General features: G+C 72.3%; 18 protein-coding genes. 6 read left to right on the top strand and 12 right to left on the bottom strand.

Translation table 11 applies throughout. The features are described 5' to 3' along the window. Positions 1 to 11 precede the first annotated feature (11 nt). The 4 genes from KE274_RS16725 to KE274_RS01630 are packed head-to-tail and all read right to left on the bottom strand — an operon-like array spanning position 12 to position 6,230. Positions 12 to 1,172, bottom strand: a complete 1,161-nt coding sequence (locus tag KE274_RS16725) for an ATP-NAD kinase family protein (RefSeq protein ID WP_211540466.1) — start codon at positions 1,170 to 1,172, stop codon at positions 12 to 14. Then, positions 1,169 to 2,776 carry an aminomethyl-transferring glycine dehydrogenase subunit GcvPB gene (gene gcvPB, locus KE274_RS01640; RefSeq protein ID WP_211540458.1) on the bottom strand — a complete coding sequence of 536 codons (1,608 nt, stop codon included), beginning with the start codon at positions 2,774 to 2,776 and terminating at the stop codon, positions 1,169 to 1,171. The genes KE274_RS16725 and gcvPB overlap by 4 nt, the downstream gene beginning before the upstream one ends. Beyond that, complete coding sequence (gene gcvPA, locus KE274_RS01635; RefSeq protein WP_211540456.1) at positions 2,773 to 4,152, bottom strand: aminomethyl-transferring glycine dehydrogenase subunit GcvPA; 1,380 nt, start codon at positions 4,150 to 4,152, stop codon at positions 2,773 to 2,775. Before gcvPA ends, gcvPB begins: the two co-directional genes overlap by 4 nt. Further along, positions 4,149 to 6,230, bottom strand: coding sequence for a beta-galactosidase (locus tag KE274_RS01630; RefSeq protein WP_211540450.1), 2,082 nt, complete (start codon positions 6,228 to 6,230; stop codon positions 4,149 to 4,151). The genes gcvPA and KE274_RS01630 overlap by 4 nt, the downstream gene beginning before the upstream one ends. Before the next feature lie 142 nt (positions 6,231 to 6,372). Between KE274_RS01630 and KE274_RS01625 the strand changes: the two genes are divergently transcribed. Continuing rightward, the gene (locus tag KE274_RS01625; protein ID WP_211540448.1) at positions 6,373 to 7,029 is read left to right on the top strand and encodes a GntR family transcriptional regulator; all 657 of its coding nucleotides are present in this window, start codon (positions 6,373 to 6,375) and stop codon (positions 7,027 to 7,029) included. Between the two features lie 12 nt (positions 7,030 to 7,041). On the opposite strand, the gene KE274_RS01620 is transcribed toward KE274_RS01625, so the two are convergent. From KE274_RS01620 to KE274_RS01595, 6 genes are all read right to left on the bottom strand, one after another. After that, positions 7,042 to 8,787, bottom strand: a complete 1,746-nt coding sequence (locus KE274_RS01620; protein ID WP_211540447.1) for an amylo-alpha-1,6-glucosidase — start codon at positions 8,785 to 8,787, stop codon at positions 7,042 to 7,044. Then, on the bottom strand, positions 8,787 to 9,734 hold the full coding sequence (locus KE274_RS01615) for a carbohydrate ABC transporter permease (RefSeq protein ID WP_211540445.1): 948 nt from the start codon (positions 9,732 to 9,734) through the stop codon (positions 8,787 to 8,789). The genes KE274_RS01620 and KE274_RS01615 overlap by 1 nt, the downstream gene beginning before the upstream one ends. Next, entirely contained in the window at positions 9,731 to 10,693 is a 963-nt protein-coding gene (locus tag KE274_RS01610) for a carbohydrate ABC transporter permease (RefSeq protein ID WP_211540443.1), read from the bottom strand. The genes KE274_RS01615 and KE274_RS01610 overlap by 4 nt, the downstream gene beginning before the upstream one ends. Before the next feature lie 4 nt (positions 10,694 to 10,697). Further along, positions 10,698 to 12,005 carry an ABC transporter substrate-binding protein gene (locus KE274_RS01605; protein WP_211540441.1) on the bottom strand — a complete coding sequence of 436 codons (1,308 nt, stop codon included), beginning with the start codon at positions 12,003 to 12,005 and terminating at the stop codon, positions 10,698 to 10,700. A 154-nt stretch (positions 12,006 to 12,159) separates the two neighbouring features. After that, positions 12,160 to 13,362, bottom strand: a complete 1,203-nt coding sequence (locus tag KE274_RS01600) for a hypothetical protein (protein WP_211540439.1) — start codon at positions 13,360 to 13,362, stop codon at positions 12,160 to 12,162. A 67-nt stretch (positions 13,363 to 13,429) separates the two neighbouring features. Then, entirely contained in the window at positions 13,430 to 14,641 is a 1,212-nt protein-coding gene (locus KE274_RS01595; RefSeq protein ID WP_211540437.1) for an ABC transporter, read from the bottom strand. 100 nt (positions 14,642 to 14,741) lie between these two features. On the opposite strand from KE274_RS01595, the gene KE274_RS01590 reads away from it, so the two are divergent. The 5 genes from KE274_RS01590 (at position 14,742) to KE274_RS01570 (ending at position 18,043) form a co-directional block, all read left to right on the top strand. Next, positions 14,742 to 15,815 carry a M4 family metallopeptidase gene (locus tag KE274_RS01590; protein WP_211540435.1) on the top strand — a complete coding sequence of 358 codons (1,074 nt, stop codon included), beginning with the start codon at positions 14,742 to 14,744 and terminating at the stop codon, positions 15,813 to 15,815. Continuing rightward, on the top strand, positions 15,787 to 16,110 hold the full coding sequence (locus KE274_RS01585; RefSeq protein ID WP_211540433.1) for a protealysin inhibitor emfourin: 324 nt from the start codon (positions 15,787 to 15,789) through the stop codon (positions 16,108 to 16,110). Before KE274_RS01590 ends, KE274_RS01585 begins: the two co-directional genes overlap by 29 nt. A gap of 97 nt (positions 16,111 to 16,207) precedes the next feature. Continuing rightward, complete coding sequence (locus tag KE274_RS01580; RefSeq protein WP_211540431.1) at positions 16,208 to 16,429, top strand: hypothetical protein; 222 nt, start codon at positions 16,208 to 16,210, stop codon at positions 16,427 to 16,429. A 49-nt stretch (positions 16,430 to 16,478) separates the two neighbouring features. Then, a complete protein-coding gene (locus tag KE274_RS01575) occupies positions 16,479 to 17,213 on the top strand; it encodes a ribonuclease H family protein (protein ID WP_211540429.1) in 735 nt (244 codons plus the stop codon). 86 nt (positions 17,214 to 17,299) lie between these two features. Continuing rightward, the gene (locus KE274_RS01570) at positions 17,300 to 18,043 is read left to right on the top strand and encodes a Pr6Pr family membrane protein (RefSeq protein ID WP_307872117.1); all 744 of its coding nucleotides are present in this window, start codon (positions 17,300 to 17,302) and stop codon (positions 18,041 to 18,043) included. Here KE274_RS01570 and KE274_RS01565 read toward each other — a convergent pair. Next, positions 18,034 to 19,386 carry a flavin monoamine oxidase family protein gene (locus KE274_RS01565; protein ID WP_211540427.1) on the bottom strand — a complete coding sequence of 451 codons (1,353 nt, stop codon included), beginning with the start codon at positions 19,384 to 19,386 and terminating at the stop codon, positions 18,034 to 18,036. The genes KE274_RS01570 and KE274_RS01565 overlap by 10 nt on opposite strands. 149 nt (positions 19,387 to 19,535) lie before the next feature. Further along, complete coding sequence (locus tag KE274_RS01560) at positions 19,536 to 20,513, bottom strand: SRPBCC family protein (RefSeq protein ID WP_211540425.1); 978 nt, start codon at positions 20,511 to 20,513, stop codon at positions 19,536 to 19,538.

Below are 20,513 nucleotides of genomic sequence, written 5' to 3'. Positions count from 1 at the left end.
GTCCTTTCGGGTCAGGCGAGCGTGAGCTCGGGGGCGGAGACGGGGTACAGGCTGTGGGTGGCGACGCCGGTCACCACGCGGACGTGACCGCGCAGTCGCGCGTCCAGCTCGGGGTCGCCGGTGTCGACGATCAGCGGGCGGCCGTGGAGGTCGAGCAGCTTCTGCTCCGGGGCGACCACGAGCAGCGGGTCGTCGCCGAGCGCCCGGAGCACGGCCGCGGAGAGCTGCTGGTTGCCGCGGCCGAGCAGGAAGCCCTGCCCGCCGATCACGGTCACCACCGCCTGCGCGGGACCCCGGGCCACCTCGGCGAGGAGCTCCTGCTCGCTCGCGCCGCGGGCCACGACGACACCGTCGAGCACCACGTCCACGCCGAGCGGTGTGGTCTCCAAGCCGAGCTGCCGCGCGACCTCCGCGGTCGTGCCGCCGGGGCCCAGCAGGTACCGCACGCCCGGGCGCAGGCGGGCGACGGCGCCCCGGGCGGCAGCCTGCACCGCGGCGAACTCCGACGCGGGGGTGGCCGCCTTGCGCGCCTGCGTGCGTCCGGTGCGGAAGGGAACGCGCAGCATCCCGTACAGCGTGGGCTCGACCCGCGCGTGGCGCAGCGCCGACTCATCGATGTCGAGCACCTCCCGCTCGGCGGCGGGCAGTCCGCCGTGGTCGATCCAGTCGGCGGCGACCGCGCCAGCGGAACGGGGGCTCACCGCGAACACGGGCGAATACATCTTCACCCCGGCCGGCACGCCGAGCACCGCGGGCACCGGCACCCCGAGCCCGGCGAGTCCGGCGCAGGCGTCGCGGAGGGTGCCGTCTCCGCCGACCACGAGGATCAGCTCCACCCCGGCCCTCGCCAGGGCCGCCACCGCCCGCGTCGTGTCGTCGGCGTCCGTCGCACGGTCGTCGTCGTGGTCGCTCGCCGGGCGGTCCGGCCACACCACGCGCGGCACGAGCCCCGCCGCGCGCACGGCCTCGGCGCCCATGAGCCCCGCGGCCGTCACGACCTCAAGCCCCGGGTGCCGCGCCGCCAGGGTCGCGAGGGCGAGCACGGCCCGCTCCCCCGCGCGCGACGCGGCCCCGCGCTCGACCGCGCGGCGCTGCACCGCTGTGCCGTCCGAGCCCGCGAGCCCCGCGGGCCCGCCGACACCGGCGACCGGGTTGACGACGAGTCCGATCACGACGCGGCGGCCTCCGCGGCGACGCTCTGCCCCGCGCCCGCCGACGGGTACTTGCGACGGTAGGCGCGCCACGTGATGGCCCACCGCTCCGGGTCGTCGAGGTCGTCGTGGTGCGTGTGGTGCACGGTCTGGTTGTGGGGGGCGGTGCGCACGACCTCCGGCGTCTCCCTGGCCTCGCGCGCGACCTCGGCCAGCGTCGCGGCGTATTCGTCGAGCTCGGCCATCGAGTACGACTCGGTCGGCTCCAGCGTGAACGGCTGCGGCACCACGTAGGGGTGGTGGCTCGTCCAGTAGTGCATGCCGAAGTCGGTCATCCGCACGCCGATCTCCTCCGACGTGACACCGGTCTCGCGGTGCAGCTCCTCCCACGAGTAGCGCACCTGCTCGATGCGACGGCGGCCGGTCGCGTACGGCGCCGAGGCCCCGGGGATCGCGAGCACCTTCGCCATCAGGTAGTTGTTGTTGAGCACGGCGGTCTCGGCGGCGGCCAGCAGCCCGTCCGCGCCGAGCGCCATGATCCACGAGTAGGCCTTGACGAGCGCGGGGATCACGCCGAAGAACGGTCCGACCGCGCCGATCGACTGCGGCCCGGCCTCCGCCACGGCGAACGTCCCGTCGTCGGCGCGCACCACGCGCGGCCCCGGCAGGAACGGCGCGAGCGCGGCGCTCACGGCGTTGGCGCCCGAGCCCGGCCCGCCGCAGCCGTGGGGCGTGCCGAAGGTCTTGTGCAGGTTGAAGTGGCACACGTCGAAGCCGGCGTCGCGGGCCCTCGTGATCCCGAGGATGCCGTTCGCGTTGGCCTGGTCGTACGACGCGAGGGCGCCCACGGCGTGCGCGGCGTCGACCCACTCCCGGATCGCCGGATTGTAGATGCCGGTGTCCTCCGGGTTGGTCACCATGATCGCGGCCGTGCGGGGCGAGAGCGCGGCCTGCAGTGCGTCGAGCGAGGGGTAGCCGTCGGCGTCGGGGTACACCGTGATGACCTCGTACCCGGCGGCCTTGGCGGCGGCGGCGTTCGACGGGTGGCTGAAGATCGTCGTGATGACCTCGCGGCGCTGCTCGGCCTCGCCGTTGGCCTCGTGGTAGGCGCGGATCATCGCGATGTTGGACCAGATGGCCGCCGAGCCGCCCTGCGTGTGCAGCGACACCTCGTCCATGCCGGAGATCTCCGCGAGCATCCGCTCCAGGCGCCACACGATCTCCAGCACGCCCTGCGCATCGGCGGGGTCCTGATGCGGGTGCATCGCGGTCAGTTGCGGAGTGCCGGCGAGCTGGTCGTTGATCTTCGGGGCGTACTTCATGGTGCAGGTGCCCTGCCCGATGTCGACGTTGAAGTCGGCACCGAGGTTCTCCTGCGACAGGCGGAGGTAGTGCTTCAGCACCCGCATCTGCCCCATCTCGGGCAGCGCGGGCGGGGCCGGGCGGCGCAGCGCGTCGGGAAGCACGGCGACCACGTCGCCCACCTCGGCGCGCACGCCGGGCTCCACGGCGGAGACGAGCACGCCGCGCTCGCCAGGGGTGGACAGCTCGAAGACGATCGGCTCGTCCCAGCGGGCCTGCTGGAAGCGGCGGAGGGCGGGCTTGGGTGCGACGGGAAGGGTCACTTCGTCTCCTCGGCGAGTTCGGGGGCCACGACGGCGGCGAGCGCGGAGGCCAGGCGGTCGATGTCGTGCTGCGACGTGAGCTCGGTCACGCACACGAGCAGGCGGTGCGCGCCCACCACGACCCCCGGCTCGATGCCCCGGGCACGGAGCGCGGTCACGACGTCGGCGGCGGGGACGGGCAGGGTCACGGTGAACTCGCGCAGGTGCACGGCGTCGTCGTCGAGCGAGACACCGGGCAGCGCGGCGAGCGCCCGCTGCGCGTAGCGGGTGCGGGCGAGGAGCACCTCGCCCAGCTCGGCCATGCCGGCGGGACCCATCAGCGACAGATACACCCCGGCGGCGATGCCCCACAGGGCGGCGGCGGTGCCGACCCACTCCTTCCCCTCCTCACGGTGGGCGAAGGAGGTGCGGTCGTAGGCGACGTCGCCGAAGCCGTACTCGCCCGGCACGTCGGTCGTGGCCAGGCCGAACAGGCGCGACGGCATCTCCATCACGAACGCCGGGTCGTCGTGCACCGCGATGAAGCCGCCGTGGGCGCCGCCGAACCACTGGTGCAGGCCGAGCGACTGGATGTCGCCGGTGACGATGTCGGCTCCGGCGAGCGCGGGCGGTGCGAGCACGCCGTACCCGATCGGGTCGGTCCCCACCACGAGCACCGCGCCCGCAGCGTGGGCGGCGTCGGCGATCTCGCCGAGCGCCGACTCCACGGCACCCGTGGCGCTGGGGGTCTCCACCCAGACCGCGGCCACGTCGTCGCCGAGGGCGGCGCGCACGGCATCCACGTCCGCGGTGCCGTTGCGCGTGGGCAGGTGCTCGAGCGTGAGGTGCGCGCGGACGAAGTCGTGCACTTTCGACACCTTGGCGGGCAGCACGTCGCTGGCCACGAGCACGCGGGCGCGTCCGGTGAGCCGTCCGGCCATCGCCAGCCCGGTGGCGGTCGCCTGGTAGCCGTCGTACGTCGGCACGTTCACCACGTCCATCTCCAGCAGCTCGGCCATGAGCGACTGGTACTGGAACAGCGCCTGGAAGCGCCCGTGGTCCTCGTACGGCTCCCCCGCGTACGCCGTGAGGAACTCGCTGCGCCCGATCACCTCGTCGACCACCGCGGGCACGTAGTGGTTGTAGGTGCCCGCGCCGAGGAAGCTGAGGCGCTCCTGCGTGGAGCGGTTCTTCGCGAGCAGCCCACGCACGTGCGACGCCAGGTCCTGCTCCGCGACGTACGGGGCGGGAAGGTCGAGCGGCCGCCCGAGCCGCAGCGCCTCCGGCACGTCGGCGTAGAACTCGTCGACGGACGCGGCACCGACGGCCGCGAGCATGGCGGCGCGTGAGGCCGGGGCGGTGTTGGGGATGTACGGATGCACGAACGGCTCGGTCATGCGTCCTCCTTCACGGGGATCGGGGTGGCGGTGGGGATGCGGTCCGACCGGGGCGCGGCGAGCACGGCCACGCCGTAGCGGTCGAGGTCGAGGCGGCCGGTGTGCCGTTCGCCGGTGAGGAGGTCGATGGCGGTGCCGGGGATCTCCAGAGCGACGGGGGCGCGGCCGTGGTTGAGGCAGAAGGTGTAGTCGGTGGTGTCGTCGGCACGCGTGACCACCTCCACGTCGAGGGCGACGCGGTCGCGCGCGGGCAGCCCCGCGGTGTGCAGCACGTCGCGGAACAGGGGGAGCATGCCGTCGTGGTCGAGCATGGCGCTGACGTACCAGGCCGATCCGCGGCCGACCGGGCGGCGGGTCACGGCGGGCAGCCCGCGCAGCTCGCCGGTCGCGTAGACACCGCGCACGTCGACGTCATCGTCGACCTCGATCCACTCGCTCCAGCTCGGCACGGTCAGCTGCTCCCCGCGGTAGGCGATGCGCTCGGTGCAGCCGTCGGCGAGGGGCCACTGCTCGTCCACCTCGACGCCGAGCAGCGGACGCAGCGGTCCCGGCGCTCCCCCGGGGTGCACCTTCTCGGTGCGGTCCACCACTGCGGAGAACGGGCCGACCACGACGTGTCCGCCGCGCTCGGCGAACGCGGTCAGCGCGGCCGCCTGCTCGGGTTCGGCGATGTAGAGGTTGGGCACCACGACCACGTCGTAGGCGTCGAACGGGCCGTCCGCGCGCACGGCGTCGACCGGGTGCCCGAGCGCGTAGAGCCCGCGGTGCCAGGCGCGGGCCTGCTGCGCCCACTGCAGGCGCTGGGAGGGCAGCGACTCGGCGGCGCTGGACCCCCACCACGAGTCCCAGTCGACGACGAGTCCCACGCGCGAGCGCACCCGGGTGCCGCGGACGGCCTCCAGCTTCTGCAGTTCCAGGCCCAGGGCCTTGGTCTCGCGGAAGCTGCGCGACCGCTCGCCGCGGTGACCGAGCATCGACGAGTGGAACTTCTCCTGGCCGTACCTGGCCTGGCGCCACTGGAAGAACATCACCGCGTCCGACCCGTGGGCCACGGCCTGCAGGCTCTCGACACGGATCTTGCCCGGGGCCTTGGGCACGTTCACGTCGCGCCAGCTCGTGGCGCTCGCGGAGGATTCCAGCAGCAGCCAGGGCCGTCCGCCCTTGAGCGCTCGCATGAGCCCGTAGTTCAGGGCGGCACCGACGTGCGAGGTGGGGTCGGCGGGGTCGGGGTAGGCGTCGTCGGTCACGACGTCTTCCACGGCGGCGAAGTCCCAGTAGTTCAGGTCGCGGAACATGCTCATGAAGTTCGTGGTCACCGCGATGTCGGGGGTGACCTCGCGCAGCACGTCGATCTCGAGCTGGAAGAGCTCCAGCAGCGCGTCGGAGGAGAAGCGCTCGAAGTCGAGCAGCTTGGTGGGGTTGACGGGGCCGGGGGCTCGCTTGGGCGTCTCGATGTGCTCCCAGGAGGTGTAGCGCTGTCCCCACACGTTCACACCCCAGGCCTCGTTGAGCCCGTCGAGGTCGCCGTAGCGGTTCTGCAGCCAGCGGCGGAAGTGGCGGGCCGATTCGGGGCACCAGCAGCGTGGGGTGTGGTCGCCGTACTCGTTCGAGATGTGCCACATCGCCAGTCCCGGGTGCTCGCCGTAGCGTTCGGCCACGGCCCTGGCCATGCGGGCGACGTTCTCGCGCCAGATGGGCGAGGACGGGCAGTAGGTCTGCCGGGAGCCGAACTCGAGCCGGTGGCCGTCGGCGTCCCACGGAGCCATCTCGGGGTGGGCGCGCAGCAGCCAGGACGGAGGCGTGGCGGTCGCGGTGGCGAGGTCGATCGCGATGCCGGCGTCCCACAGCAGGTCGATGATGCGGTCGAGCCAGCCCCAGTCGTACACGCCGGGCTCCGGTTCGAGCTGCGGCCAGCTGAAGATCGGCAGGCTCACCAGGTTGACGCCGGCCTCGCGCATCAGGCGGATGTCCTCGTGCCAGGTCTCCTCCGACCACTGGTCGGGGTTGTAGTCGCCGCCGAAGGCGAGCGCGTCCAGGCGCACGCGGCGGATCGGCTGCTCGGCGCGGGGATCGGGCACGGCAGCTCCTCTCTGAGTCGGTTTCTGGTCGCTCTGGCGCATTTCGGCGGCCCGCTGTATTCTGTATACAACACACTAGATCGCGGCCGGAACCCCGTCAACCCATAGGCTGACGGGCAGGCGGCAGAGGGGAAGGAAGGGCATGGCGATCGAACGCAAGAACCTGCGCTCGCAGGTTCGCGAGGAGCTGCTGGCCCGCATGCGTGCCGGTCTCGTGCAGCCCGGCGAGGGCATCAACGAGGTGCAGCTCGCCACCGAGCTCGGGGTCAGCCGCACGCCACTGCGCGAAGCGCTCATCGCCCTCGAGTCCGAAGGGCAGATCGAGAGCGAGAACGGCAAGGGCTTCCGCTTCGTCCCCCTCAGCGCCTCCGAGTTCCGCGACCTCGCCCCCGTCATGGCGGCGCTGGAGAGCCTCGCGCTGGAACTCAGCCCGCCCGACGAGCTCCGCGCGATCGGCGCCCGCCTGAAGGACATGGCCGACGCCTTCGCCGACGAGCTCGTCGAACACCAGCTCGTGATCACGAAAGACGACGAGTGGCACAGCGTCATGCTCTCGGCCTGCCCCAACGCCCGGCTGCTGTCGGTGATCGAGAGCGTGCGCAGCTCGTTCCACCGCTACGAGTCGCTGCTGGTCCCCGAAGACGTGAAGGTGGAGCGGGTCGCGGCCGAGCACGCCGAGATCGCCACGCACCTCGCTGCCGGCGACGTGCCCGCCGCGGTCACGGCGCTCAAGGCGAACTGGACCAACGGCATGCAGCGCATCCTCGACAACGCCACCAGCAGCTACTTCACCGCCTGACCCGCGCACGGCTCACCGCGAGAGCGTCACGGCGAGGTCGACGAACAGCGCAGCCGACCAGCCGAAGGCGGTCGTCGCCGTCCGCGCCTTCTGGCCCGTGTGCGGGTGGAAGTACTCGTGGGGACCGCCGCCGTGGATCACCAGCGCGACGGTCTGCTCGCGCAGCGCCCGCGCCCGCTCCGGGTAGCCCGAGGCCTCCAGTCCTTCCGCCACGAGCATGCTCGTGTTGACCCACACCGGGCCGCGCCACATCCGCTCGTCCGAGAAGTCGGGATCGGACGCCGCGACGGTGGGCAGCCCCCAGGGCAGCGCGAACCGCTCCGGGTCGTCGACAGTCGCGCGCAACGCCTCGGCGATCGACGTCGGCAGCGTGCCCGTGAGCAGCGGCATCAACCCGACGACCGTGTCACTGTGCAGCGTCTCGCCGCCACCGACGGCGCGGAACCGCTCCGCCTCGGCGTCCCACATGCGCAGCAGCAGCTCCTGTGTGGCCTCGGCCCGCTCACGGAACCGCGAGACGTCGGCGTGCGGCCGGTACCGCGCGAGCAGTTCCGCGATCGTGCGATCCTGCGTCACGAGGTAGGCCCCGAGGTCGGGAGCGGCGGTGGGCAACGGGCCGTCGAAGATCGGGCTGTCGTCGAGCCCCGAGGAGTAGGGGTGGCCGTACTCGGGCATGCCGTCTCCGTCGAGGTCGCTGTCCGTGAACCACCAGTCCTGCGAGCGGATCACCGTCGCGAGCTGCCGCCGCGCCCAGTCGGGCGCGTCCTCCGCCTCCAGCACCTTGCGCAGCGCCCACGCGGCGAGCGGGGGCTTCGTCAGCGGCACGGGCGCGGTCGGGTCGGCGATCTGCGAGCCCGCGCGGCGCAGGTTCGCCCGGTCGCTCTCCGGGAGGTCGTCGCTCGTGGCGAGCAGGCCCTCCTCGTGCACGACGTCGGGCAGCTGGCCGTTCGGCTGCGGGAAGCGGAACGCGATGTCGAGCTGCTCGCGCGCGAGCGCCGGGTCGCCGTGCCGCAGGCCGACCGCGATGAAGTACGCGTCCCACTGCCACAGCCCGACGTAGCCGATCTTCGACGGGACGATGGCCCGCGCGTCGCCCAGGGCGGGCAGTTCCACGATGTTCGCGCCGAGCACCCACCAGCAGAACGCGGTCATCTCCTGCAGGTCGTCGCGCACGATCGGGCACCGTGCGAACCAGTCGCCCCAGGTCGCGGCGGTCGCGGCGAGCGCGGCGGCATGATCGCCCTGCTCCACCGTGACCGACCGGTCGGGACCGACGCGGAGCCGGAGTCCGGCACCGATCGGATGCTCCTCGGCCCGCCCGTCCGGACGCGTGAGGCGCACGCGCAGGTCCGGGTCACCGCCGAGGCTGAGCGTCGCCGGGTCGGCGAACGTGAGCGTGGCGCGCACCTCGGGTTCCTGAGCGAGCACCGCACCGGCACCCACCCCCGGTTCCTGAGCGAGCACCGCACCGGCACCCACCCCCGGTTCCCGAGCGAGCGCAGCGAGACGAAGGGCCCCGAAGGCGATCCGCTCCGGCCGCACGTCCGCCACGGGGAGCACGGCCCCGTCCGTGTCGAGCACCTCCAGCCGGTCGAGCACGCGGCACTCCGACAGGCGCCGCTCGTACTCCGAGGTGTGCACGCGCACGGCGTCGCCCTCGCGGAACACGAGCACGCGCGAGCGCGGCAGCGTGAACGGCGCCGACTCCAGGTCGAGGTGGCGTGCGGCGAGAGCGGCGAGGTCGGGGGCGTCCGTCATCATCGCCCTCCGAGTCCCGAGGCGGCCATGCTGTTGAGGATCTTGCGCTGCCCGATCACGAACACGATCAGCATCGGCACGGTCGCGATGGCCGAGGCCGCCATGACCAGCCCGTAGTTGATCGAGCCGAACTGGCCCTGGAACGAGGTGAGCAGTAGCGGCACGGTGAACAGGTCGGGGGTGTTGAGCAGCACGAGCGGGAACAGGAACGCGTTCCACACCCCGAGCGCCGTGATGATGCTGAGCGCCGCGAGGCCGGGCTTGAGGTTCGGCAGCACGATGCTCCAGAAGATGCGCCAGCGGCCCGCGCCGTCCACGAGCGCGGCCTCCTCCAGTTCCCGGGGCAGCGCGAGCACGAACTGCCGCATCAGGAACACGGCGAAGGGGTTCGCGATCATGCCCGGCACGATGAGCGCCAGGTGGGAGTCGACCCAGCCGATCTGCGCCATCAGCAGGTAGAACGGGATGAGCGTCACCTGCGCGGGGATCATCTGGGTGGCGAGGAACACCACGAACAGCACCCTGCTGCCGCGGAAGCGGATGCGGGCGAACGCGTATCCGGCCATCGATGCGGTCAGCAGCGTGCCGACGACCACGAGCACCGCGATGTACGCGCTGTTCAGATACGCCTGCCCGAACGGGACCGCGTTCCACGCGTCGGCGTAGTTCTGCACGGTCCACGGGTTGGGGAGGAACTCGAGCGGGTTCTTCAGCAGCTGCGGCAGCGTCTTGAACGACGTCAGCAGCATCCACACGAACGGGAACACCATCGAGATGCCGGCGATCGTGAGCACCACGTGCAGCGCGGTGACCCCGAGGCGGCGGCGCGCGCGGTCGGCGCCCGGTCCTCCGCGTCCGCGACGGCGGTAGCCCGGCGCGGTGATCGCGACGGTGGAGTCGGTCGCCGGTGCGGGCGGCTCGACGAGGGAGGGGGTCTGGAGGGTCATGCCGGGTCATCCTCGTAGTGGACGAACTTCTTCTGCGCGCCGAACTGGATCGCGGTGATGACGAGCGTGAGCACGAGCAGGATCACGCTGGCCGCGCTCGACGGACCGAACTCGAAGCGCCCGAAGCCCAGATCGAAGATGTGGTAGACGATCGTGCGGGTCGCGTTGTCCGGGCCGCCGCCGGAGACGAGCACGTACACCGTGTCGAACGTCTGCAGCGACGAGATGAACGCGATGACCGACGAGAAGAACACGATCGGGGAGAGCAGCGGCAGGCGGATGGCCGTGAAGAGCCGCCACGCGCCGGCGCCGTCGATGCGGGCGGCCTCGATGACGGACGGGGAGATGTTCTGCAGTCCGGCGAGGAAGATCACCACGTTCAGCCCCATCGACGACCAGATCGTCACGATGCACACCGCGAGGAGCGCGAGCTTCGGGTCTTGCAGCCAGTCGGGCGGCGTGACGCCGAAGACCTTCGCGATCGTGGTGGACAGCAGGCCGTCGGCGCGGAACATCTGCTGCCAGATCATGGCGACCGCGACCGTCGAGGTCACGACGGGGGCGAAGAACAGGATGAGGTAGAGCGTCCTGGTGCGCAGCTTCTCCAGCGCGACCGCCACGACCACGGCGAGCGCGAGCCCGATCGGCACGGTGATGAGCGCGATCAGCAGGGTGTTGAGGATGGCGCGGCCGAGCAGCGGATCGGTGAGCTGTTCGGCGAAGTTCTGGAAGCCGACCCACTCCAGGTCGCTGAGGCCGTCCCACTCGGCGAAGGCGAGCACGAGGCTGGCGGCGAACGGGAGGATGACGAACACGGCCATCCCGAGCAGCTGCGGGGCGACGAAGACGTAGCCCCAGCGGCGGTCGCGGCGTCGCCAGGCGGCTTCGGCGCGCAGGGGCGGGGCGGATGCCGCAGGGTCGCCCTGCGGCATCCGCCCGTTCTCGGTGAGCGTGGTCACCGTCCTACTTCTCCGACCGTTCCGCGACCACGTCGGCGATCGTGTCGAGGGTGGTCTGCGCGTCGACCTTGCCCTCGTAGAGCTTCTGGAACTCTTCCGCGATGGCGACGGGCAGCCCGGGGATGCGTGCTTCGGCGGGGTAGTCCTCGAAGCCGATGTCGCGCATGTCGAGGAAGGTCTGCGCGTGGGCGGGGTAGTCGCCCTCGAGCACGACCTCGTCGGCGCCCTTGATGGAGGGGACCGCGTTGCCGCCGCCCTGCAGCCGGAACGTCTGTCCCTCGGCGGAGAGGAACTCGGTCCAGAAGGTGAAGGCCGCGTCCTTCACCTTGGTCTTCCCGTTGATGGCGAGGAACGACGTGGCCACACCGGTCGGGGCTTCCGCGCCGTCGGGGGTGGGCCAGCGGACGATGTCGTAGCTGTCCTGCTCGCCCGCCGCGCTGACCGTGCCGATCGTGTAGCGGCCCTGCACGAAGAAGCCGGCCTTGTGGGTGACGAAGACGCTGTCGGCGCCCGCACCGTCGGGCAGGGTGTCCGCAACGACGAACGTGCCGTCCTGGAAGAGGTCGCCGAACTGCTGCATGGCCTCGACGGTGTCGGCGTCGTCGTTCGCGACGAACGCGCCCTTGTCGTCGTACGGGGCGTCCAGGCCCTGGGACGACAGCCAGCTCCAGTGGGTCGCCCAGTAGTTCCAGTACATGGTGCCGGTGAGGCCCGCATCGTGCAGGGCGGCGTTCATCTCGAGGAACGTGTCGGTGGTCCACTCGCCGTTCTCTGCGAGGGTCGCCGGGTCTTCGGTGATGCCGGCCGCGGCGAGCGCCTGCTTGTCGTACCAGAACACGTCGGGGTTGGAGTCGTTGGGGGCCGCGTAGACCTCGCCGTCCTTCTCGGCCGCGCCGAACAGCCCGGGGAAGAAGTCGTCGTAGGCGGTCTTGCTGTCCTTCGAGTCCATCAGGTCGCGCAGCGGCAGGAGTCGGTTGGAGTCGACGAACTGGCCGATCATGTCGTCGCCCACGTAGAAGACGTCGGGGGCGGTGTTGCTGGTGAGCTGGGCGAGGAGCTTGGAGTGGTAGTCGCCGTAGCCGGCGACGGGCTGAAGCTTGACGGTGATGTCGGGGTGCCGCTCCATGAAGTCCTTGTTGAACTCCTCGTAGCGGGTGAGTTCCTCAGGCGTGCCCCAGGTGGACCAGACGACGGTCGCTTTCCCGTCGGCACCGACTCCCCCGCCTCCGCCGCCGCCACTGCATGCGGCGAGTCCGAGTGCGAGCGCTCCGGCGGCGCCCAGTGCCAGATACCGTGTCGCAGCACGTGCCATCTCGCTACCTCTTTCATCGTTGAAGTTCGGGTCGGGATCACCCCCTCGGGGCTCATCAGTATTCTGTATACAGAACGCAATCGTGTCAAGAGTGCCAGGGCACGACGAGGGGGCGGCCCCCACCCGGGTCCGCCCCCTCTGCTTCGCGCGGCGCTCAGTGCCCCGCGGCACCCACCACCACGAACTCGTTCGGCACGACGTCGAGCGTCGCCTCCGCCGCGATCTCCCCGGAGCGCAGGTCGACCGCGAGCACCCGGTTCTTCGACGGCTCGGTCACGTAGGCGATGTCACCGACCACCCGCAGCCCGGGGTGCGCGTCCTGCCACTCGGCGGGGCTCTCCCACGCGTCGATCACGCTCCACGAGTCCTGCACCTCGCCGGTCTCGTCGAGCACGGTCAGGCTGCCGTCGGCACCCAGCACCACGATGTCGTCGTGCGCGCTGCGACCCACGCCGCGCCACGTGTACTCCACCCCGTCCGGCAGCTCCACCACCGAGAGCGTGTCCGCCGCGGTGTCGACCAACACGAGCTGCGAGAGGAAGTAGCCCTCCTGGTCGGGGTCGGTCTTGTAGTCGCCCACCGCGACCGCGCTCGTGTCGGTCACGTAGGCGTTGCCCGTGCGCCCGAACTCGTGCGGGGCGTCGAGCTTGGTGAACGCGCCGTCGCGGAACAGCAGCACGCCGTCCTCGCACCCGAACATCACCACCTCGCCCTTGAGCGCGCCCTCGCCGTGCACCCCGGGGCACTGCTCGTTCCGCGCGAGCTCCGCGCCGTCCGCGGCCAGGTGACGCACACCGCTGCGCGCCTCGCTCGTGCCGATCGTGGAGAGCACCGTGCCGTCGGACAGCTCGAGCGCGACACCGTGGTGCGCGGCCTCCGAGGTGATCGTGTCGTACGCGGGCAGCGTGCCCGTCCCCACGGCGTCGGTGTCGAACACCCGCACCTCGCCCGTGCCGTCGTCGAACAGCGCCGTGCGGCCGGCGTGGGGCGTCGCGTGCCCGGCGGCCACGGCCTCGAACACCTCTCCCGTGAAGGCCACCTCGCCGGACGCGAGCCCGGTGTCGAGCACGTGGAAGCCGTCCTCCGCGGTGACGAACACGTGGCCGTCGTGGTCGCCGGCGGCGTTGACGCGCAGGAACCCGTCGAGCTCGGCCTCCCCGACCGTGTCGAGCGTGTCGCCGTCGAGCACGATCACGCCGCCGTCGTAGGTGAGGGCGACGCGGGTGTCCGCCTCGTGCGGGTCGAGGGCGGCGGTGTCGCGGTCGGCGGCCGGCGCGGCGCCGGCGCATCCGGCGAGGGCGACGGCGGCGATCGCGCCGAGGGCGCCCAGCGCGAGGCTGCTGCGGGGTCGGGACATGGATTCGTCTCTCTTTCTTCTCGGGGGGTGCGCGGGTGCGCGTTGGCGACCGCGGTCGCCGCAGGCGTCAGCCGACCAGGTGGAGAAACCGGGGCTGGAGGTCGGGGAAGGTGCGGGTGACGCGGGCGTCGTCGTGGCCGAGCTCGATCACGGCCCCCGCGACGGGGTCGCTCACGTACGCGCGGGTCGCGGTGACCCGCAGGTCGATGCGGTCGCGGAGCTCGGGATCGGCGAGCGCGTCGGCGAGCAGGGGTTCGGAGCGCGCGAGCACGGTGCCGTCGGGGGCGAGCACGCGCACGCGGCCGTCGGCATCGAGCGCGACCGTGCGGCTGTCGTCGTCCCCGAGGGCGACCGCGTGCACGAGCGGCACCTCGGACGGGATCAGGGTCCACGCGCGGGCGCGCACGTCGAGCAGCCACGCCCCGCGGTCGCCCGCGACTCCGGCGAGGTCGGGGCGATCGGTGCGACCGTCGAGCCGCGCGGCCGCGGGTGCGCCTCCCGGGTACGGCACGACCTCGCCCGTCACGGCACCGCCGACCTGGCGCGTGAACAGCACCGCGCCCTCGGCACACGCGAAGACCGCGCCGACCCGGGTGACGTCGGCGTCCGCGACCGCGCCGCACGGCACCGGGGCGGCGTCGGTGGGCTCGCCGCGGGCGTCGACGACGCGCACGACCTCGTCGCCCGTGGGAACCAGGAGGTGCTCGGCGAGGGGGACGACCGGCCCCGCGTGCGCCACAGTCAGCGGTTCGGGCTCGCCGCCGTCGAGCTCCTCGTGCGCGAGCAGCCGCACCTCGCCGTCGCCGAACGCGACCGCGGTGCGCTGCCCGGTGCTCGCGACACGCACCGGCCCGACACCCTCGAGCGTGCCGTACGCCTGCGGTTCGCCGCGGAACGAGTGGGTGTGGTCGCCATGCGGCATGGTCCAGCGGCCGCCGTCGAACACCTCGACCGTCGTCGCCTCGCCACTGCCGAGCGCGCGGAAAACGAGTCGACCGTCGGCGAACACCCCGGAGACCCCGGGCCGTGCCGGCGCCAGGGCCGTGCGCTCCTCGGTCTCCAGGTCGAGCAGGGTGAGGGCGCCCGCGTCGTCGCCGATCACGAGCGCGAGGGCGGGCGCGGCGACCTCGGCTGCTCCGACCTCGGCGAGGCCGTGGGCGTCGGAGGTCGGGGCGGGGGTCGCGGCGGGCGTGGTGCTCGGCGCACACGCGGCCGCGGCGAGCAGGACGACGAGGGCGGACGGCGCGAGGGCGGCGCGGCGGAGGAGGGCGAGGTTCATGACTCTGCCACCTTATTGAGAACGATTCTCAATCTCAAGTCGCCTCGACTGGATCGGAGGCGGCGGCGCCAACGTCGGTGCCCGGGCGTAGGGTCGCAGCATGAGCAGCGCAGAATCCCCCCAGCGTCACGGCGTCGTCCCCTCCTATCTGCTCGCCCGCCTGGCCGAGTCCGGGCGGTTCCCGAGGGCCGCCGCGGCTGCGCGGCAGACGCTCACCGCGGGCCGCCCGCCGTTCCGCGCCCGGATCGACCTCTCGATCGACGAGAACGGCGACCTCGTGGCACAACTGTCCGACGCCCCCAACCGCACCATCAGCGATGCGGGGAACACGCAGCAGCTCCCCGGCGCCGTCGTCCGCAGCGAAGACGACGCCCCGGTCGACGACACCGCGGTGAACGAGGCGTTCGACGGGCTGGGCGCCACATTCGAGATGCTGCTCGCCGCCTTCCAGCGCAACTCCCTCGACGATGCCGGAGCACCGCTTGATGCGACCGTGCACTACGGCGTCGACTACGACAACGCCTTCTGGGATGGCGAGCGCATGGTGTTCGGCGACGGCGACGGCGAGGTCTTCCGCGGCTTCACCGGGTCGCTCACCGTGATCGGTCACGAGCTCGCGCATGGCGTGGTGCAGCACACCGCCAACCTCGAGTACCAGGGGCAGCCCGGCGCCCTCAACGAGTCCATCGCCGACGTGTTCGGCGCGCTCACCGAGCAGTACGCGCTGGGCCAGAGCGCGGAGCAGGCGAGCTGGCTCATCGGGGCCGAGATCTTCACCGAGGCCGTGGAGGGCTCGGCGTTGCGGTCGATGCTCGCGCCCGGCACGGCCTACGACGACGACGAGCTCGGCAAAGACCCGCAGCCCGACCACATGAGCGGCTTCGTGCGCACGACGGAGGACAACGGCGGCGTGCACATCAATTCCGGCATCCCCAACCGCGCGTTCGCCCTGTTCGCGCGCGACCTCGGCGGCAACGCCTGGGAGCGCGCGGGAACGGTCTGGTACCGGGCGCTCACCGGCGGACTGTCGAGCACGGCCACGTTCACCGCGTTCGCCGACGCGACGGTCGCCGCAGCGGCCACGATCGACGAGGAGACCGCGACCGCGGCTCGACGGGCGTGGGGCACCGTGGGAGTCTATGAAGATGAGCGACGGCCCGGCACCTCCGAGTGACACCCCCGTCGTGATCGCCGTCGTGCGAACGGGCGGCATCGCGGGCATCCGCCGCCAGTGGCGTGTGGAAGCCGAGCCGCCCGAGGCCGAGCAGTGGATCGCGCTGATCGACCTCTGCCCGTGGGACCAGGACCCCGACGCCTCTCCCGGAGCCGACCGCTTCGTGTGGAGCATCCGCGCCCGTACCCCTTCCGAGCGCCGGGAGCGCGAACTGCCCGACTCGGCGCTGGAGGGGCCGTGGCGGAAACTCGTCGAGGCCGTGCGTTCCGCCTCGACCGACAACGACCCTTCCTGACCCCACGTCCGCACGAACGCACCGATCCGCCCGCGCCACCGATCAATCCCGTGTGAATGCGACCGCGGTCCGCGCGACCGGGGTCATGATGGACTCCATGGGACTCTTCCAGCAGCGACCCGAAGAAGAAGAGCAGCAGTGGGCTCTGCCGTCCGAGCCGCTCGAGCGCTCCGAGGCCGAGCTGCTCGACACGCCCCCCGCGGTGGACCCGCTCACGCTCGGGCTGGGCGCGCCGGCGTCGGTGAGCTCGATCGTGTTCCCGGTCGCGCCGCCCGCGCCCGAGGCCGCGTCGACCGACAACGCCGAACCCGAGGACTGACGCCGCAGCCGCGCACGGCCGCGTCCGCCCCCACCGATACGGTGGAAGGATGACCATCACCGCCGCCGCAGACGGCTCCGCCCTGGGCAACCCCGGCCCGAACGGCTGGGCCTGGTACATCGACGACGCCAACTGGGCGGCCGGTGGTTCCCCGCACGGCACCAACAACCAGGGCGAGCTGCGAGCCGTGCTCGAACTGCTGCGCGCGACGGCGGGCACCGACGAGAAGCTGCTGATCGAGTGCGACAGCCGCTACGTCATCGACTCCGTGACGAAGTGGATGCCCGGGTGGAAGCGTCGCGGGTGGCGCAAGTCCGACGGCGGCGCGGTGCTCAACCGCGATCTTCTGGAGGGCATCGACGAAGCGATGCGCGGTCGCGACGTGGAGTTCTCGTGGGTCAAGGGCCACGCGGGGCATCCGCTGAACGAGGCCGCGGACGAGCGTGCGAACGCCGCCGCGAAGGCCTACCAGCAGGGGCAGGAGCCGCGCCGGGGCCCGGGCTTCACGCTGGGCACCGACGCGGGCGCCGCGGTCGCCGCGTCCGCCCCGGTCGCCGCGTCCGCCCCGGTCGCCGCCACCCCCACCTCCCCCTCCTCGGCGCGCGACGCGTACGCCGAGCCGCTGTGGGCCGAGCCGTCCGACCTGCTCGACGGACTCGACCGCCGCGACGACGACCCGATCGAACTGCGCCTCCCGCTGTCGGCCGACGAGCACGCCCGGCTCCGCGACCGTGCCGAGGCGCAGGGCGTCACGCTCGAAGAGGCGCTGCGCCGGCTGATCTGAGCGCGCGCCGTGCCCGCGCGCGTGGGGCGAGGGCACGGGACGACTCCGTAGACTCGGCGGATGATGGTGGGGACGGTGACGCGGCGGTGAGGACCCGCACGGTCTTCGGCCTGCTCCGTCTGAGCGCGGCCGCCATCTGCCTGATCGCCCTCATCCACCGCCTGAGCTGGGGGCTCGCGTCGCACACGATCGCGAGCCAGAACTTCTTCGCCTACCTCACGAACCAGTCGAACATCGCGTTCGTGGTGCTGCTCACGATCGCGGGCGTGCTGGCGCTGCGCCGGGCGCGGGATCCGCGCTGGCTCACGGTGGCGCTGGCGCTCGTGCTGACCTGGACGATCACGGCGGGGCTCGTGTTCGCGATCCTGGTGTGGCAGGCGGGGGTCCGCGGCATCCGCATCGATGTGCCGTGGTCGGATCAGGTGCTGCACTTCTACCTGCCGGCGGTCACGGTGGCGGCGTGGGCACTGGCGCCCGGTCATCGCTCCGTCCCGTGGCGCGTGGTGCCGGTGACGCTCGTGTACCCGGTGCTGTGGGGAATCGCGACACTCATCCGCGGCCCCCTGATCGGCTGGTATCCGTACTACTTCCTCGACCCGCGACAGGTGAGCGGGCCCGCGGAGTTCGTGGTGTCGTGCGCGATCGCGCTGGCGGCGTTCAGCATCGTGGCGTCCGCGCTCGTGCTGATCAGCCGGATGCCGTTGCCGCGCCGCCTGCGCTCCGACGCCGATCCGGGGTCCGACGATCCCCCGGACGATCCCGGAACCCCCACCGGCACCGCGGTGGACGCGCGGGAGCGGGTCGGGGCGGGGTCCGCAGCTCAGACGTAGACGGTGAGCGAGGCGAGGGCGGCCTCGAACGCGTCGTCGTCGCTGAGCTCGGCGAACTCGGCGGCGGCCGCGCCCCCGACGATGCCGACCAGCACGTTCTCACCCGTGGCGGGGCGCAGGTTGATCCAGGTGGGGATCGTCGCGTCGGTGCCGACCGCGTGCCACACGGCCTCGTCGCTGTCCCAGAACGCCTCGTCCCATCGCAGCCACACGGTCTCGATGGCCCCCATGCCGAGCGCCGAGATCGCGCCGCGGTTGGCGAAGGGCAGCGGCGGGTCGAACTCGATGCTGCGGTCCTGCAGCACGCCGAGCGGCACGGTCACGACGACGCGGTCGAACGACAGCGCTTCCCCGGTGCCGAGGCGCACGCTCACGCCGGTGTCGTCGTAGGCGAGGCGTGCGACCGGGGAGTTCAGCCCCACCTGCACCCCGTCGAGCGCGTGCTCGACGAACGGCACGAGGCTGTCGCGCGTGGCGGTCGGGTCGCCCGTGGGCAGGGGCGGCGCGAACCAGCTGGAGAGCTCGTCGGCTCCGGCGCCCGTGTGCGCGGCGAGGATGTCGAGCAGGGCGGCGGTCGAGGGGTCGGTCGGGTCGACGCCCGCGGCGGTCAGGGCATCGGTGACGGAGAGGTCTTCCGGGGCGTTCTGCGCCGCGGCGAGGGCCGTGGTGACGGGCACGGGGTCGACGGGTTCGATGTCGCCGTCCGGCGTGCGCCACAGCGAACCGGTGAGCTCGACGATGCCGACGTCGCCGCTGCTCAGGCGGTCGAGCACCTCCGCGTCGTCCTCGCCGAACAACCATGCGCCGAGCTGCACTGGCACGGGCCAGGTGTCGTCGCTACGGGTGTACACCCGGCCGCCCACCCGGTCGCGCGCCTCGAACACGGTCACCTGCATGCCGCGGTCGGCGAGCAGTGCCGCGGCGGTGGCTCCGGCGAGGCCCGCGCCGATCACCGCGACCCGCTCACCCGATCCCGCGGCGTCCATCAGCTCGTCGACGGCGCGCTCCCCCGAGGCGATCGCGCCGCGCACGGTGCCCGGCGCGTCTTCGTCGGTCGCCTCGCCCGCGAAGAACAGGCGGTCGTCGACCGGGCGGGCGAGGGCGGAGCGGGCGTCGGCGAGCACGCCGACGGGGGTGAAGCTGGCGGCGCCGAGCGAGAAGGCGTCGGTGGTCCAGGTGCTGCGGATGCTGCCCGCGGGCGCCGGGACGCCGGGCGGTGGCTCGGGCTCGCTCGTGCGCGTCGGGGTCGGTGTGGGCTTCGGCTCCGGTGTGCAGGAGGCGAGAAGCACCGAGACGGCACCGGCTCCGGCGCCGAGGAGCAGCGTGCGGCGGGTGATCCTCATCGTGCCGCCACTTTATCCCGCCCGCGCGGACTTCGGCCTCCGGGCGTGCCCGGTGGGAGCGGGCTGCCGACATACGCCGCGGCCCGGAACACAGCGATCGGCCGGGTCCGTGCGGACCCGGCCGATCGTCCGGAGGAACGGGCGCGCGGTCAGACCGCGAGCAGCTGACGCTCCAGGCGGGCGAACGAGGCCTCCATGCCGTCGGCCATACCGGTGGCGAGGATCATGTCGCGCGTGTCCTTGTCGGGGTACTCGATGAGCACCGTGACGAGGGTGGCGCCGTCCTCCTCGTAGAGGTTGAGGTCGTTGAGCGTCTCGGTGGGCATGCCCTGCATGCGCTCGGTGGTGACGGCGCGGCGCGGGGCGTCGATCAGCAGCGCCTCGCCCTCGAAGCCGAACGGCTCGCCCTCAGTGTCACCGACCGGTGCCCACGAGTTGCGGTACGACTGGCCGACCTCGGTCGCCACGACGCACTCCGTCATCTCCCACCCGTCGGGGCCGAGCATCCACTGGCGGATCAGGTCGGGCTCGAAGTGGGCGCGCCACACCAGCTCGCGCGGGCCCTCGACGAGCCGGGTGATGCGCACGTGGGTGTCGTCGAGCAGCTCGACACGGGTGCCCTTGCCCTGCGCGTAGTCGCGGAGGTCTTGCAGCACGGCGTCGAGCTGCGCCATGGCGAGCTTGAGGCCCTCGACCTGGCCCATCGACACGACCTGCTCGAGCGCCTCGACCGAGTCGAAGTGGCTCGTGGTGACCATGCGGGTGCCGTCGGGGGTGGGCTCGAAGCGGAACGTCATGCGCTGCGCGGGGAAGCCGTCGAGCGGGGTGCCGTCCTCGTCGGCGAACGCGTCGAGCACCTCGAAGCCGCGCGGCTCGTCGATCGCGAGGAACTCCCAGGTGCCGGTCGACTTCTCGCCCCGCGGACCGGTCATCGTGTAGACGGCGCGGCCGCCGACGGTGTGGTCCCATGCGGTGAAGGTGGCGGGCCAGCCGGGAGGACCCCAGAAGCGCTCGAGCTGGCGCGGGTCGCTGTAGGCGTTCCACACGCGGTCGATCGGCGCGGCGAAGTCGGCCGTGACGGTCATGGTGAGGGTGTCGGCATCGGTGATGACGTCGGTGACGGGCAT

The sequence above is a fragment of the Microbacterium paraoxydans genome (assembly GCF_018224615.1).
GTDB lineage: Bacteria > Actinomycetota > Actinomycetes > Actinomycetales > Microbacteriaceae > Microbacterium > Microbacterium paraoxydans_B.
Note: the sequence above shows the minus strand (reverse complement) of the source record. Positions and strands in the feature narration are given on the sequence as shown.